This window comes from Burkholderia sp. 22PA0106, assembly GCF_047497155.1.
Classification (GTDB): Bacteria; Pseudomonadota; Gammaproteobacteria; order Burkholderiales; family Burkholderiaceae; genus Burkholderia.
Genome location: NZ_CP163163.1, coordinates 3,321,177 through 3,335,560, shown reverse-complemented (window position 1 = coordinate 3,335,560; position 14,384 = coordinate 3,321,177). Strand labels below are relative to the sequence as shown.

12 protein-coding genes and 1 tRNA gene are annotated in these 14,384 nt (G+C 57.1%); 5 read left to right on the top strand and 8 right to left on the bottom strand.

The annotated features are described in order from the left end of the window. The first annotated feature begins 298 nt into the window (after positions 1 to 298). Entirely contained in the window at positions 299 to 1,354 is a 1,056-nt protein-coding gene (locus AB4850_RS29830; RefSeq protein ID WP_414443006.1) for a methyl-accepting chemotaxis protein, read from the top strand. Between the two features lie 281 nt (positions 1,355 to 1,635). Here AB4850_RS29830 and AB4850_RS29825 read toward each other — a convergent pair whose 3' ends face one another. Continuing rightward, complete coding sequence (locus AB4850_RS29825; RefSeq protein ID WP_414443005.1) at positions 1,636 to 2,064, bottom strand: hypothetical protein; 429 nt, start codon at positions 2,062 to 2,064, stop codon at positions 1,636 to 1,638. Between the two features lie 67 nt (positions 2,065 to 2,131). Between AB4850_RS29825 and AB4850_RS29820 the strand changes: the two genes are divergently transcribed. Next, entirely contained in the window at positions 2,132 to 2,350 is a 219-nt protein-coding gene (locus AB4850_RS29820; RefSeq protein ID WP_414443004.1) for a helix-turn-helix domain-containing protein, read from the top strand. Between the two features lie 49 nt (positions 2,351 to 2,399). After that, positions 2,400 to 3,095, top strand: a complete 696-nt coding sequence (locus tag AB4850_RS29815) for a DUF2971 domain-containing protein (RefSeq protein ID WP_414443003.1) — start codon at positions 2,400 to 2,402, stop codon at positions 3,093 to 3,095. Between the two features lie 671 nt (positions 3,096 to 3,766). On the opposite strand, the gene AB4850_RS29810 is transcribed toward AB4850_RS29815, so the two are convergent. The 7 genes from AB4850_RS29810 to AB4850_RS29780 all read right to left on the bottom strand — a co-directional run bounded on the left by AB4850_RS29810 (position 3,767) and on the right by AB4850_RS29780 (position 11,535). Beyond that, entirely contained in the window at positions 3,767 to 4,876 is a 1,110-nt protein-coding gene (locus tag AB4850_RS29810; RefSeq protein WP_414443002.1) for a relaxase/mobilization nuclease domain-containing protein, read from the bottom strand. Between the two features lie 309 nt (positions 4,877 to 5,185). Then, positions 5,186 to 5,515 carry a hypothetical protein gene (locus AB4850_RS29805; RefSeq protein WP_414443001.1) on the bottom strand — a complete coding sequence of 110 codons (330 nt, stop codon included), beginning with the start codon at positions 5,513 to 5,515 and terminating at the stop codon, positions 5,186 to 5,188. Positions 5,516 to 5,624: 109 nt separating this feature from the next. Next, complete coding sequence (locus AB4850_RS29800) at positions 5,625 to 6,995, bottom strand: site-specific integrase (protein ID WP_414443000.1); 1,371 nt, start codon at positions 6,993 to 6,995, stop codon at positions 5,625 to 5,627. Positions 6,996 to 7,073: 78 nt separating this feature from the next. Beyond that, positions 7,074 to 7,150: transfer RNA gene (locus AB4850_RS29795), tRNA-Met, on the bottom strand. A gap of 84 nt (positions 7,151 to 7,234) precedes the next feature. After that, on the bottom strand, positions 7,235 to 8,893 hold the full coding sequence (locus AB4850_RS29790) for an MFS transporter (RefSeq protein ID WP_414442999.1): 1,659 nt from the start codon (positions 8,891 to 8,893) through the stop codon (positions 7,235 to 7,237). A 220-nt stretch (positions 8,894 to 9,113) separates the two neighbouring features. Then, on the bottom strand, positions 9,114 to 10,772 hold the full coding sequence (locus tag AB4850_RS29785; protein ID WP_414442998.1) for a sensor histidine kinase: 1,659 nt from the start codon (positions 10,770 to 10,772) through the stop codon (positions 9,114 to 9,116). A gap of 19 nt (positions 10,773 to 10,791) precedes the next feature. After that, a complete protein-coding gene (locus AB4850_RS29780) occupies positions 10,792 to 11,535 on the bottom strand; it encodes a response regulator (protein ID WP_414442997.1) in 744 nt (247 codons plus the stop codon). Positions 11,536 to 11,736: 201 nt separating this feature from the next. Here AB4850_RS29780 and recA point away from each other — a divergent pair, with 201 nt between their 5' ends. Beyond that, complete coding sequence (recA, locus tag AB4850_RS29775) at positions 11,737 to 12,825, top strand: recombinase RecA (RefSeq protein ID WP_414442996.1); 1,089 nt, start codon at positions 11,737 to 11,739, stop codon at positions 12,823 to 12,825. Further along, on the top strand, positions 12,825 to 13,913 hold the full coding sequence (gene recX, locus AB4850_RS29770; protein WP_414442995.1) for a recombination regulator RecX: 1,089 nt from the start codon (positions 12,825 to 12,827) through the stop codon (positions 13,911 to 13,913). Before recA ends, recX begins: the two co-directional genes overlap by 1 nt. The last annotated feature ends 471 nt before the right edge of the window (positions 13,914 to 14,384 follow it).

Below are 14,384 nucleotides of genomic sequence, written 5' to 3'. Positions count from 1 at the left end.
GCCGGTCGTGCCGGAAGCGGCGTGGCGGCACTTGCGTGGTGCGCCGTGCGCACCATTCGCGGGCCTGCGAGCCGCCGGCCTGAGGCGCGCAACGCGCCTGGCGCGATGCGGCGGTGGCCCCGCTGTGCTTTCGGCGCGCCGCCGATTCCAACATTTCCTATGTAAATACAATCCTGTAGCGACGCCGCGCGCGTTTCACCCGTGGTCATGCGAGATCGAATTGTGCAAATTGGTCTGTTGTTTGCTTAAAACCGACAGCAGCACACGCAAGGCAACACAAAACATACGGGTGACACACATGGCCAATCCACGCGCAATCGTCGACCTGACGCATGAAGTCCGCAGGCTTGCCACCGGCAAGATCGGGGACATCAACGACATCAACCGCGAGACCACCTTTCTCGCCCTCAACGCGCTGATCGAGGCCGCGCGCGCCGGCGAGGCGGGCAAGGGCTTCGCCGTCGTGGCCAATCAGGTCAAGCATGTGTCCAAGCGCATCGGCGAGATCACCGACATTCTCAACAAGGAGCTGGCCGGCTCGCTGACGCGCCTGACCGAGCTCGGCGACACCATGATCGACCGCATGCACGCGCACGACGGCCAGCGTTGCGCCGATCTCGCGCTGAACATGATCGACATCGTCGACCGCAACCTCTACGAGCGATCCTGCGACGTGCGCTGGTGGGCCACCGATTCGGCGCTGGTCGATTGCGTGACCTACGACAGCGACGAGTTGAGCCGGCATGCGAGCGAGCGGCTGTCGGTGATTCTCGACAGCTACACCGTCTACAAGGATTTGTGGGTGGTGGACGCCGACGGCACCGTGGTGGCCAACGGCCGTGCCTCGACCTACCCGGTGGCCGGGCAGAAGGTGAACGGCGCGCGCTGGTTCCAGGCCGCGATGGGCACCGCGAGCGGCGCCGATTACGTGGCGTTCGACGTCGAGACGATGCCGCAATTGCAGAACGCGCAGGTCGCGTCGTACGCCACCGCGATCCGCGAGGGCGGGCAGGCCGACGGGCGCGTGCTCGGTGCGCTGGTGATCTTCTTCGACTGGGCGCCGCAGGCGCTGGCGGTGGTGAAGGGCGTGCGGTTCAGCGACGAGGAGTGGTCGCGCACGCGCTGCATGATCGTGGACGCGTCGTTTCGGGTGATCGCCAGTTCGGACGGGCAGGGCGTGCTGCAGGAGACGTTCCGGTTGCGCACCAACGGCGCGGCGGTGGGGTTCTACCAGGACAGCGACCGCACCACGGTGTCGTTCGCGGCCACGCCGGGGTATGAGACTTATAAGGGGTTGGGGTGGTATGGGGTGATTTGTCAGAAGCCGGCGGGGAATGGCGGGTCGACGCACTAGCGCGGTGAAGCCCGCCGTCGTGGCGGGCTCGCGCAAAAGGAAAAGCCCGCAACACTTTCGCGTTGCGGGCTTTTGAATTTGGTGGCGAATCAGGGAGCTTTTTTCAATATTGAAAAACTCCCTTTTCTATCAACACCTTACCTCAAAAAGCGGGTCTGTTTAAGAAAAAAACGGACACACGTAGTGTCTCACGTTCGCCACCAATGAACAACGACCTGTTAATTTTTACAGATAAAAAAGCACCCCATAGGGTGCTTTTTCTCGTGAAATGGAAGCCCTTACTAATAAACGTGGTCAGCCTTCACCGCTTTAACTTTGTTGATAAAGCTCAGGGGCACCGTGCAGACACCCAACATGAGCAGTGCTGGAAGGATTGCCAAAATGCTACCACTGGCAAGCCCTACGAGCAGACAAACCACGCCAATCACGGCTGGGATAGTTAATTGAAAATAAAACTGACCAACTCCTTGGCGGAATGTTTGTCCATCGGCTTGTGTAATTCCGATAATAATATCTTTCGAAAACCAACGATCCACCCACAACTTCACTGCGCCACGATTAATCTGGTTATGCAGAATGCGGTCAAATTTCGGATCAATTCGGATATTATTAATCTGCTGGCTTCCGATTTTCAAGTAGGTGTATTTCTTCCAGCGCCCATCGGTATCACTCACGCCACCTTCCAAAAGTTCACCTTCGTAGACCTTCATGTCCTCTCCCATAGGGTGAAAAATAGTCTCAAATCGACTATTCTGAACGAGACTATAGCATCGTCTGATGATCTATGGTCAACGGTACGAGTCCGTCCGCAGAGCGTTGAAGCAAGTGCGCAAAGACGCCGGTCTCACACAGCTACAGCTTGCTGAGCGGCTCGGCAAGGGGCAGAGCTACGTCTCAAAGATGGAACGTGGAGAGCAGTACGTAGACGTGATTGAGTTGCTGGAATGGCTTGAAGCATGTGGCGCTGACGCTTCAATTGTTATCAAAAAAATTTAGCAGATTAAGAGAATTTTTATAAATATCGATATTGATTATCGGGGGAACAGTGCTATACAAATTTCTTGGTGATGTAGCTCACAATGATCGAGATTTCAAAACATTAGAACAAGAAAAAATACACGCATCAAATTTTTCAAGTTTGAATGATCCGTGGGATGCACCGAATAACTTTCTTGATCCCTCGGTGATTGAGAAGTTGAGTAATTCACCTGCCAAGAAATTGGCCGATGACTTTTTTCATAACATCAATAATTTCGGAATTTATTGTTTGAGCACTGAAAATTCATCGCAATTGATGTGGGCTCATTATGCGAATAATTGGAAAGGTTTGTGCATAGAGTATAACGCGCCTGATCCGGGTAAATTTTTTTATGAGCTGAGGGAAATTCATAATTCAATGGTTCTCATTAGTGGATTATCAATGAGATATGCGGATTTTCCGTTATATGCGGACATTGAAGATTTTAAAAAAGAGAACTTATTCAATCTCATTAGAAAACTATTTAGTCAGAAAAACGTCGCTTGGTCTTATGAAAAAGAGTTTCGTTTGTTTTTTAAGGAATCCCAGCAGTACCATATACCTGCCTCGTTAGTATCTGGCGTATACCTTGGGCATGCTATGGCTGCTACACAGAAAGAAAAATATTTAGCGATGCTTTCTGGTAAAAAAATACCAGTATGGATAGCTTATCCGGATAAAGCGAACTTTCGAGGAGGTGTGCGAGTTGAACGTTTGGGTTAGTAGTCTAATAAAAAAGCCACCATATCTATGGTGGCTTTTTTATTAAATCACCTTGACAAAAACGTAAATTTTATTAAGGTAAAGTGTCTCGTCCCCCGACGTGAGCAAATTAATAATAATCATTTTGATAAATTTGTCAATGTGAATTCGATTTAAATTGCTCTGCTGGGGATAAGGCAGAGCAATTTTTTATGCGTCAGTTAATTCTCACGATTTGGAAAGTTGCTAACGCAAACTCGCACAGGTAAAAATAGTCGGTGAGTGACTGAAAAGACTGAATAATTCATTGATAACTGGAAAGGGCGATAGCGACACCATTGCTATGGTGAAAGTGGTTAAAATGGGAATTTGAGCAAAGCCACACAGGAGGCGTGATTGCGGAACCTGGCTCAAAGGTGTGTTAAGACACCGAATCCGCAAAACAGGAATACTTAACTAATTCCGTCCGGTTGTGTAGTCGCTACTAATATCGGCAAGCCATCCACCTGCTTTTCAGCGGGTAGGGTGAGGCTTTGCCGATATTAGTAGTCTGAGAGAAGCGAAGACCTACTACATAGGGGCAAAGCTAGAAGTACAAGTTTAGTACAAAGGGTGTACTGGAGATCTAGCGAAGCACATTTACCCGTAGGGTAAAGTATTCACGGTAGTGAATGCAAAAAGGACGGCGATGCTTAAACTGCATTTTTTCGATGTTTTTCAGGGTTTGCCCTGTAAATTGCGCCATAGGAAGCAAGTTCCTTATTTATGCGTTCGATGTCTTTGTCTTGACTTTCAATAATCCTATCTTTTTTCTGGATTTCGGAGCGAAGCATATCTAACTCGTTCTCATATTGTTTTTCAAATTCACTTTGAGCTAATTTCTTGGCATGTTTCGCCTTATCCTCAGCCTCAAGTCGTCTTTTCTTTTCTTCCTTGGCTTTCTGATCCGAATTTTCAGCTTGTTCTTTTGCTTTCTGGGTAGGCTGGTGCAAGGCAGCCATCATGCCTGTAAGAAAATTACCCGCTTTTTTACCAGTTTTGGAGGCTTTGGCTACCCCACTACTATAACCATCGTTAAAACCCCTCTTTTCGCCATTCTTATAACCCTTAGCTTCGGCTTCAATGCGGCGGGTATTAACCAAGCCATTGTACTCAGCATTCTGCTGTTCAATTTTCCATTCTTTTCGGGTCAAACGACGACGCTTAGGTCCCAAACGAGTCAACCCATACCTTGACGCCACGTCAAGGCCAAATTGGTTTTGAAGGGCACGCATTGCCTTTATGTACGCCATATTTTGTTTGCCTTTGACCACGTTGTTGGCTTTGGCCTCTTCACGCGCTCTAATGCCATCATGCACGACCTCGAAACGCTCACCGATACGAGGGACGACATAGAAATGAATATGGGGGTGAGGTTCGTCGGTATGTTCAACGACAGACCTCAATCTATCCCCATATTTGTGTTGAAGCCATTTAATTGACGACTGCTTGAATTTTTCCCATTTGTGCTCTTCGGCACGAGGCAGGCTAATGACACCAGCCATGAGGCAGGAGGCATCTTTTCGCAATTTTCGACCTTTAAGATCGGTCGCCTGCTCGGCCCATTTTTCTGCCTCTTGCAGCGCAAATTCAGGGGCGACACCATAAAGCAATGTCGGAGGTTCAGGGCTGTCAACGTGATCGCAAGCACCTGGGCTACGCTTTACCTCGTTAATAATATCGCGTGCATTCCAATTGCCTTTTTTCTTCTGCTTTGAAGTCTCGCGTGCATAGCCTTCAATGTGGTAGAATTGGTAGCCCATTCTTGACTCCTTGTTGTTATTTTTGTGTGGTGTCGTGAGGCGAAAATCTATCTTCGCTGCGCTCTAAAAAACGATCTCCGCTTTTATATTGTAGGGGTTTATTGGATATGGTCAACAAGCATAGCGACCGACTATGCTTATTCCAACTCTTCGAGTTTCCATAAGCGCGGCCCTGTCTGGGGACTCTGCGAGGCTAAAATCAAATTCAAACCTATGGGACTGGTCCCTTTCCCCAATTCCGAATGCCAAAAAAATCCTGCTCGTTGGCAGGATTAATTTTTGACATTCGGTTGTCGTTCATGTGCATTGTTACGAGGGTGGGTGAGACAATTTGATAAATTTCAATAAATCGCCTATCTTCTTTTTCGATGCGAGGTCAGGCATGTATTGTTTAATCAAGTCGTTTATTTGGCCATCGCCGTACCCAGCCTCTTTTAGAAGGTATTTGAGGTTCTCAATTTGCTTTCCAAGCCTAAGTGCCTTGACTTGGGCGACTATTATGTCCTCGTTTTGTTCTAGTGAAATAAGCATGTCAACAAAAGCATTCTCATCGGGACTCAAGCCTCTCAGCTTGGAGGTGATATGAATTTTCATAGCCAAAATTTTGATTTTTCCGAAAAATTCGAGAAGCCATTTCATACCTATCTCCTGTTTTGGTTCAAGGTATGAAATTCAGGCAATAAGTCAAGTTTCCGGTGCTCCTTGCCCCAAGGGCGCGCACGTCCACGCACACGCGCCCTTAGGGTAATTAATGAAACAATTTAAGGGGGAAGGTCAATTTATCCATTGCTTCCTTGAGAATCTTCATCGGTTTGTCCTGCTGGTAGTTTGTGAAGTGGGGTGATGAAAAGTCGACTTTCCCTTGTTCATAATGCCCAACAATTGCCATCAAAATAGCTGGGTGTGTGTTCAGATTGGTCATCGAATTGATGAACGTAGTTCGGAAAGAATGGAATACTTTTCTGTCGTCTTTGATTTCAAGTTTGTCCAAGTATTCGCCAAAACGTCTGGACATATTTTTAGAAAATCCGTTCTTCCCATCTTTCAAGTGTTGAAAAAGATGCGTTGCTTTTGTTGCCTTAACTTTTTCAACGTATTCTAGAAACGTTGATTTCAAGATAATATTGGGTAGTGGAATTTTTCGAACAGAATTCGAATTTTTAGCAGCGTCATGCTGGATATCAAACACAAGAACGCCGTCAATTTTTGTAATCTGTTCAAGCCTCAAACTTGCCAGTTCTTCAACGCGAGCACCGGTGTACAAGCTCAAAAATGGCAACCAATGATAGTCTGGTTTTTTAAAAAAAGCCCTATACTTCAGTTCCTCAAAAATAAGTTTGAGGTCCTCATCTTCGAATGGCTTGTAAGACCGAACTTGTTTTTTTAGTTTGGCTTTGTTTGAGATTTTGACCCGCTCAAACGGATTGCCAACAAAAAACAGATTATTGTTGATGGCGTATTCAAACAACGAACGCAGAAATGATGTCTTCGCGTTAATCTGGCTGGCAGAGCCGCCCAAAGCCAAAAGTCGGTTCTTGTAGGCGACCGCTTGCTCTGGGGCATAATGATTAATGTCTAAATCACCAAAGAACGATTTAAACTCATCGTAAGTGCGTTCTTTGTCGTAGAGCGTTTTTGCCACGTTGTCAATTTTCTTTTCAGTGAGATATAAAACTACAACCTCACTAAACAACTGACTTTTTTGCGTAGCACGTCGTCCTTGGACAGAGCCGTTAGGCACATTCCCAATGGAAGCCCCCAAGCTTGGGGGATGGGGGTTGCCAGCTAACTTTGACGCCAATTCAGCGGTGCTGAGTTGGCTAAACTGGGTGGGTGTCAGTCCCAGTTTCTCAATAATTAGGGACACAATATCCACGTCAGCGGGCTTCACGTCCCTGAAACTGACTGCACCGTTTGGTGCTACCTCAACGTCTAGTTTTTTAATTTTGCTCAGGTCGAAGTCATTCATCGCCAGTTTCATGTTCAGGTCTAGTGCATGAATTCTAGCCTGCTTGAAGTCCTTGGTTCCAAGGGACCAGCGGTACTTTTGTTTATTGCGAATGATTCTTAAGTAGTACACGCCATGACGTGACAGGTACAGACGGGGCAACTTGTGCATGTGAAGTGACACACCAAGTGACCCACCGAATGAGAAAAGCCCAACATAACCTATTGATTATGCTGGGCTTTTTGAAGATGGTGGCGAATCAGGGATTCGAACCCCGGACCTGCGGATTATGATTCCGTCGCTCTAACCGACTGAGCTAATTCGCCAACAGAAAATCGATTATGAAGAAGGGGCCGAGGTCTGTCAATACCTTTCTCGAAATATCTTCATCCGGCCCCGAACCACGTCTCTCAATCCTGCGCGTAGATATTCGTCCCCTTCGTCTCCTTGACGAACAGCAGCCCGATCACGAACGTCGCCAGCGCGATCACGATCGGATACCAGAGCCCCGAATAGATGTTGCCCTTCGCCGCCACGATCGCGAACGCAGTGGCCGGCAGGAAGCCGCCGAACCAGCCGTTGCCGATGTGATACGGCAGCGACATCGACGTGTAGCGGATCCGCGTCGGGAACATCTCCACCAGCATCGCGGCGATCGGCCCGTACACCATGGTCACGAAGATCACCAGGATCGTCAGCACCACGATCGTCATCGGCCAGTTGATCTGCGACGGATCGGCCTTGGCCGGGTAGCCCGCGCCTTTCAGCGTGGCCGCCAGCGTCTTGTCGAACGCGCTGCCCTTGGCCTTGGCATCGCCGGACTTGCCGTCGTAGGTGTCCACCGCCGTGTCGCCCACCTTGATCTGCGCGAGCGTGCCGGCCGGTGCCGCCACGTTCTCGTAGTTCAGGCCGGCCTTGGAGAGCGCCGCCTTGGCGATGTCGCACGAGGAGGTGAACTTCGCCGTGCCGACCGGGTTGAACTGGAACGAGCACTCGTCGGGGTTCGCGATCACCGTGATCGGCGCCTTCTGCGTGGCGGCTTCCATCGCCGGGTTGGCGTAGTGCGTCAGCGCCTTGAACAGCGGGAAGTAGGTCAGCGCCGCGATCAGGCAGCCGGCCAGGATGATCGGCTTGCGGCCGATCCGGTCCGACAGCGAGCCGAAGAACAGGAAGAACGGCGTGCCGATCAGCAGCGCCGCGGCGATCAGGATGTTGGCGGTGGTGCCGTCGACCTTCAGCGTCTGCGTCAGGAAGAACAGCGCGTAGAACTGCCCCGTGTACCAGACCACGGCCTGGCCGGCGGTCAGCCCGACCAGCGCGAGGATCACGATCTTCAGGTTCTTCCACTGGCCGAACGCTTCCGTGAGCGGCGCCTTCGAGGTCTTGCCCTCGGCCTTGATGCGCAGGAACACCGGCGATTCGTTCAACTGCATGCGGATCCATACCGACACGGCCAGCAACAGGATCGACGCGACGAACGGCACGCGCCAGCCCCAGGCGCCGAACGTTTCCTCGCCCACCGCGGCGCGCACGCCGACGATCACGAGCAGCGACAGGAACAGGCCGAGCGTGGCGGTGGTCTGGATCCAGGCGGTGTAGAAACCGCGCCGGTTGGCGGGGGCATGTTCGGCCACGTAGGTGGCCGCGCCGCCGTATTCGCCGCCGAGCGCGAGGCCCTGCAGCAGCCGCATCGCGATGAAGATCACGGGTGCCGCGATGCCGATCGTGGCGTAGCCGGGCAGGAAGCCCACCACGAACGTCGATACGCCCATGATCACGATCGTGACGAGGAACGTGTACTTGCGGCCGACCATGTCGCCGAGCCGCCCGAACACGATCGCGCCGAACGGGCGCACCGCGAAGCCGGCGGCGAAGCCGAGCAGCGTGAAGATGAACGCTGCGGTGGGATTGACGCCCGAGAAGAAGCTCTTGCTGATGTAGGCCGCGAGCGAGCCGGCCAGATAAAAGTCGTACCACTCGAACACGGTGCCGAGCGAGGACGCGAAGATCACGCGTTTCTCGTCGCTCGTCATCGGCGAATGCGCGATGTGCCCGCCTACTGTCGCCATGAGTCGTCTCCAGTTCTTGATATCGGTATCAGTTCGCCATCCTGACGAACTTGCGACGATTATTGGCGGGCAAACTTACGGTGTTCTGACTGGAAAGCCGATCAGGGTTTGTTGGGAGCGTCGGGCGAGAATGTGGTGAAATTTCGTCAATGTCGCCCATCGATGCTCTATGTTCGCGTATTTATGCGTATGGTTCGCAGCGCCGCCGTGCGGCTCAGGGTTATTCCGGGGCGGCCTGGCGCAGCGCGAAGCTGACGCGCACCAGCGTGCCGGCCAGGCGTGGGGAGGCCTGATAGACGTGGTCGTCGATCGCGATCTCGCCGCCGTGCTGCGTGACGATCTCGCGCACGATCGCCAGGCCCAGCCCGCTGCCCTCGCCGTCGCGGCCGAGGATGCGATAGAAGCGTTCGAGCACACGGCCGCGTTCGTGCGCGGGAATGCCGGGGCCGGTGTCTTCCACATCGATGTGCACCACGCCGGGGGCGGGGCGGTGGACGTGATGGGCGTCGTCGGCGGTCAGCGTCGCGGCGGGGTCGATGGCCACGCGCACCGTGATCCGCCCGCCTTCCGGCGTGTAGCGGATCGCGTTGTCGATCAGGTTGCCGAGCATCTCGCGCAGCATCACGGGGTTGCCGTCGATGAGCGCAGGCGGCGAAGGCGGTGCGTTGCCGGCCGGTGGTTCGTCGGGCGGCTCGCTGTTTTCGGCGTCCGGCATGTCGTCCGGCCCTTCGTAGCCGAGATCCATGCGTTTCGCGAACGCAGCCTGTACCCAGTCGCGCACGGTCACGCGGGCCAGCGCCAGCGGATCGACCGGCTCGAACGTCAGCCCGCTCGCGCGATTCTCGGCGCGCGCCAGCGCCAGCAATTGCGTGACGAGCCGCGCGGCCTGCTCGGAGCTGGCCGCGATCTGTTCGAGCGAGTGCCCGACCTCGGCCGAAACCTCGTGACGCAGCGCGAATTCGGCCTGGGTGCGCAGCCCGGCCAGCGGCGTCTTCATCTGATGGGCGGCGTCGGCGATGAAGCGCTTTTGCAGCGCGATGCTCTGTTCGAGTCGGGCGAGCAGATCGTTGAACGAGGTGACGAGCGGCTCGATTTCGGGCGGCGCGCGTTGCGCATCGACGGGCGAGAGATCGTCGGGGCGGCGGTTGCGGATGTGCGCCTGCAGCGCCGTCAGCGGCGCGAGGCCGCGCGACAGCCCGAACCACACCAGCACGATTGCCAGCGGCAGGATCACGAACTGCGGCAGGATCACGCCCTTGATGATGTCGTTGGCGAGCGCGTTGCGCTTGTCGAGCGTCTCGCTCACCTGCACCAGCACCGGTTGCGCGCCGCTCGCGCCGGGCAGCGCGACGGTGGTGTAGGCGACGCGGACGTCGTTGCCGCGCAGCAGGTCGTTGCGGAACAGCACGAGGCCGGGCGGCGGGCGGTCGTCGTCGCGCGGCAGCGGCAGGTCGGCTTCGCCGGCCACCAGTTCGCCGCGCGTGCCGAGCACCTGGAAGTAGACGCTGTCGACGTTGTCGGTGCGCAGCAGGTCGAGCGTGGCCTTGGGCAGCACCAGCTCGGCCACGCCGTTGACGGGCGTGATCTGTCGCGCGAGCACGTAGGCGTCGGTTTCGAGCGCACGGTCGAACGGGCCGTCGGCGATGGTTTTCGCCACCAGATAGGTAACGGCGATGCTCATCGGCCAGAGCAGCAAGAGCGGCGCCAGCATCCAGTCGAGGATTTCGCCGAACAGCGAGCGCGGGCGGCCGGTATCGGTGGATTCGCCCTCGTCGGGCGGCGCGAACGGGTTCTCGTAGCGCGCGTCGCGTTCGGCGTCGTGCGGATCTTGCGGCCGAGGCCTGGGCCGGGCGCGCGGCGGGCGGAACGGCGTGGCCATCGCGGGGCGCGGCGGCCCGTCAGCGCAGCGGCGGGAGCGCCGCCGGTGCTTCCGACGTGGCCGCGGGGCCCGTGGCGGCGCTCGCGGCCGGTTCGGCTGACGTTTTCTCCATGCAATAGCCGAGCCCGCGTACGGTCAGGATGCGCACGCCGCTCGGCTCGATCTTCTTGCGCAGCCGGTGCACGTAGACCTCGATCGCGTTGTTGCTGACTTCCTCGCCCCATTCGCACAGGTGATCGACGAGCTGCTCCTTCGAGACGAGCCGGCCGATCCGTTGCAGCAGCACTTCGAGCAGGCCGAGCTCGCGCGCCGACAAATCGAGCACGCGTTCATTGGCGTAAGCGAGCCGGCCTACCTGGTCGAAGCTCAGCGAGCCGTGGCGGATCACCGTCGGGCCACCGCCCGCGCCGCGCCGCGTGAGGGCGCGCACGCGCGCTTCGAGTTCGTTCAGCGCGAAGGGCTTGGCCATGTAGTCGTCGGCGCCGAGGTCGAGGCCCTTGACGCGTTCGTCGACGCTGTCCGCGGCGGTCAGTATCAGCACCGGCAAGACCGAGTTGCGTGCGCGCAGGCGCCGCAGCACGTCGAGGCCGGGCATTTTCGGCAGGCCGAGATCGAGAATCAGGAGGTCGAACGTCTGCATCGACAGCGCGGTATCGGCCTCGACGCCGTTCGCGACGTGATCGACGGCATAGCCCGATTGGCGGAGTGATCGAGTCAAACCGTCCGCGAGTATGCTGTCGTCTTCGGCAATCAGGATTCGCATGGTGCGTGGCCGCGGCGGGCGAGGCGGCGTGCGGGCGCCTGCGCGGGTGTCTCCGGAGGGTCGGGATGAGTCGTGCGGAACCCGCAATTCGAGCTTGCACAAACTACTGTTTTTTTATACAGTGTCTGCATTCGTGCACCTAACGGCTTGTCGCCCGGTGCGCCCCAATCAGACGCTGCTCATCATAGCAAAGGACGATTCATGGAAGATAGTAAGAAAGGCGCCGGGCTGACCGCGGAAAAGAGCAAGGCGCTGGCGGCAGCGCTGGCCCAGATCGAGAAGCAGTTCGGCAAGGGCTCGATCATGAAGCTCGGCGATGCCGAGGCCATGGAAGACATCCAGGTCGTCTCCACCGGTTCGCTCGGTCTCGATATCGCGCTCGGCGTCGGTGGCTTGCCGCGCGGCCGCGTCGTCGAAATCTACGGCCCGGAATCGTCGGGTAAAACCACCCTCACGCTGCAAGTGATTGCCGAACTGCAAAAGCTCGGCGGCACGGCGGCGTTCATCGACGCGGAACACGCGCTCGACGTCCAGTACGCCTCGAAGCTCGGCGTCAACGTGCCGGAGCTGCTGATCTCGCAGCCGGACACGGGCGAGCAGGCACTGGAAATCACCGATGCGCTGGTGCGTTCGGGCTCGATCGACATGATCGTGATCGACTCGGTCGCGGCGCTGGTGCCGAAGGCCGAAATCGAAGGCGAAATGGGCGATTCGCTGCCGGGCCTTCAGGCTCGCCTGATGTCGCAGGCGTTGCGCAAGCTCACGGGCACGATCAAGCGCACGAACTGCCTGGTGATCTTCATCAACCAGATCCGCATGAAGATCGGCGTGATGTTCGGCAACCCGGAAACCACCACGGGCGGCAATGCGCTGAAGTTCTACGCGTCGGTGCGTCTCGACATCCGCCGGATCGGCTCGATCAAGAAGAACGACGAGGTGATCGGCAACGAAACGCGCGTCAAGGTCGTCAAGAACAAGGTCGCGCCGCCGTTCCGCGAGGCGATCTTCGATATCTTGTATGGCGAAGGCATTTCGCGTCAGGGCGAAATCATCGATCTCGGCGTGCAGGCGAAGATCGTCGACAAGGCCGGCGCCTGGTACAGCTACAACGGCGAGAAGATCGGCCAGGGCAAGGACAACGCGCGTGAATTCCTGCGCGAGAACAGCGATGTCGCTCGCGAGATCGAGAATCGCATCCGCGAATCGCTTGGTGTGGTGGCCATGCCGCAAGGCGGCGTGGTTGCTGGCGCCGGCGCTGCCGAGGACGAGATCCTCGACGAAGAAGAGTGATGCGTCGCGGCCGGGAGCGCCCGGACGATTCGTCGGCCACGTCGTCGCGCGAGGATCGCGCGGCCGATGAACGGCAAACGAGCCGACCAGTGCGCTCCGGTGCTGCGCAATCGCAGGAGGGGCGGCCGGATGGCCGCTCCGCAACGAGGGCATCCGACGATGCCCTCGTTGCGTTTCAGCGTGGGGTCGGCGCGCCCGGTGATCCCGCCGACCTGTTCGATCCCGACGAATCGTTCGACGCACACGATACGGCGCGCGGCATCCGCAGCCGTACCGTGCGCAACGGTGCAAGCCGGGCAGCCTCCACCGGCCTGTCGCGGGCGGGCGGCTCGTCCACCCCGGCAACCGGGGTATCACAACCGCTGGCGTCACGTCGCGAAGCGCCGGCGTCCGAACCGTTCGAGTCAGCTACCCGCGCTCCAGCCCGGCAGGGTCACTTCGAAAATACCGGCGGCGATCAATATTCGCGCACCAGCGAGCAGGCCACGCGCCGCTCGCGGCGGCGCACCAGCAGCCCGTTCGACGCGCGAAGCGGCCGCGGCGAACGCGGCGAAGCCACGTCATCCGCCGCTTCTTCCTCCGCTCGCGAAGCATCCGTGCCCGAGAGCGGCACGCGCCGCGCCGCGCCCGCGCGCCCGGCGCGCTCGCTGAAGGGCCGGGCGCTCGGCTATCTTTCGCGCCGTGAATACAGCCGCAGCGAACTGGCGCGCAAGCTCGCGCCGTACGTGGAAGAGGGCGAGGATCCCGAGGCCTTGCTCGATGCGCTCGAGCGCGAGAACTGGCTGTCCGACGCCCGGTTTACCGAAAGCCTCGTGCATCGGCGCGCGTCGCGCCTCGGTACGGCCCGCATCCTGGGCGAACTGAAGCGTCATTCGGTAGACGGCGAACTGGTGGAATCGGTGACCGAGCAGCTTCGCGAAACCGAGTTCAGCCGTGCGCAGGCCGTCTGGCGCAAGAAGTTCGGCAGCCTGCCCGGCTCGCCGGCCGAGCGAGCCAAGCAGGCGCGCTTCCTGGCGTCGCGCGGCTTTTCCAGCAGCACGATCGTCAAGATCCTGAAGGGCGGCGAGGACGAGTTCGAGGGCGCCTAAGCCCTTGTTTCGTGCTGTCTTTTTAGCCGGGTCCGGCCCTCGATGCTGCACTGCATCCTGTTGCCAATAAGGGTCTAACCGGATATTCGTGGCGATGCGGCAAACCCTCGATAATGCTAAGATCGTGCGGTTTTCCTTATCGGCTTCAACCTTGCGCATGCCGTCATCCAAGCCCGTGTCACGCCCGTCGCGCTTCTGGCGCGCCGCTCCGGCGTTCACCGACCGACGGGGTGGCGTGTGGGGCAGCGTCGTCGATCCATCGGTCCTGTCGCATTGCGCGGCGGCGATCAAGGTGATGCAGCCGAGTGGACAGCCGATCCATGAACCCAGGCCCAACATGCGCTCCGATCGCGAACCCCGTGTCGCCGGCGCCGCCGCGTCGTCCGGCCGGAATTGCCGTTCCGATCGCAGCAGCCAAGCCGTCGTCCCCGCCTGCCGAGCACGCATCGCTCACCGCCTCTCCGCTTTTTC

Coding starts and splice junctions, on each gene's coding strand:
- AB4850_RS29825 (WP_414443005.1), bottom strand. CDS start 2,064: ATGAAGGTCTACGAAGGTGAACTTTTGGAAGGTGGCGTGAGTGATACC.
- AB4850_RS29810 (WP_414443002.1), bottom strand. CDS start 4,876: ATGGGCTACCAATTCTACCACATTGAAGGCTATGCACGCGAGACTTCA.
- AB4850_RS29805 (WP_414443001.1), bottom strand. CDS start 5,515: ATGAAATGGCTTCTCGAATTTTTCGGAAAAATCAAAATTTTGGCTATG.
- recA (WP_414442996.1), top strand. CDS start 11,737: ATGGAAGATAGTAAGAAAGGCGCCGGGCTGACCGCGGAAAAGAGCAAG.
- recX (WP_414442995.1), top strand. CDS start 12,825: ATGCGTCGCGGCCGGGAGCGCCCGGACGATTCGTCGGCCACGTCGTCG.
- AB4850_RS29790 (WP_414442999.1), bottom strand. CDS start 8,893: ATGGCGACAGTAGGCGGGCACATCGCGCATTCGCCGATGACGAGCGAC.
- AB4850_RS29800 (WP_414443000.1), bottom strand. CDS start 6,995: ATGCACAAGTTGCCCCGTCTGTACCTGTCACGTCATGGCGTGTACTAC.
- AB4850_RS29780 (WP_414442997.1), bottom strand. CDS start 11,535: ATGCGAATCCTGATTGCCGAAGACGACAGCATACTCGCGGACGGTTTG.
- AB4850_RS29785 (WP_414442998.1), bottom strand. CDS start 10,772: ATGGCCACGCCGTTCCGCCCGCCGCGCGCCCGGCCCAGGCCTCGGCCG.
- AB4850_RS29820 (WP_414443004.1), top strand. CDS start 2,132: ATGATCTATGGTCAACGGTACGAGTCCGTCCGCAGAGCGTTGAAGCAA.
- AB4850_RS29830 (WP_414443006.1), top strand. CDS start 299: ATGGCCAATCCACGCGCAATCGTCGACCTGACGCATGAAGTCCGCAGG.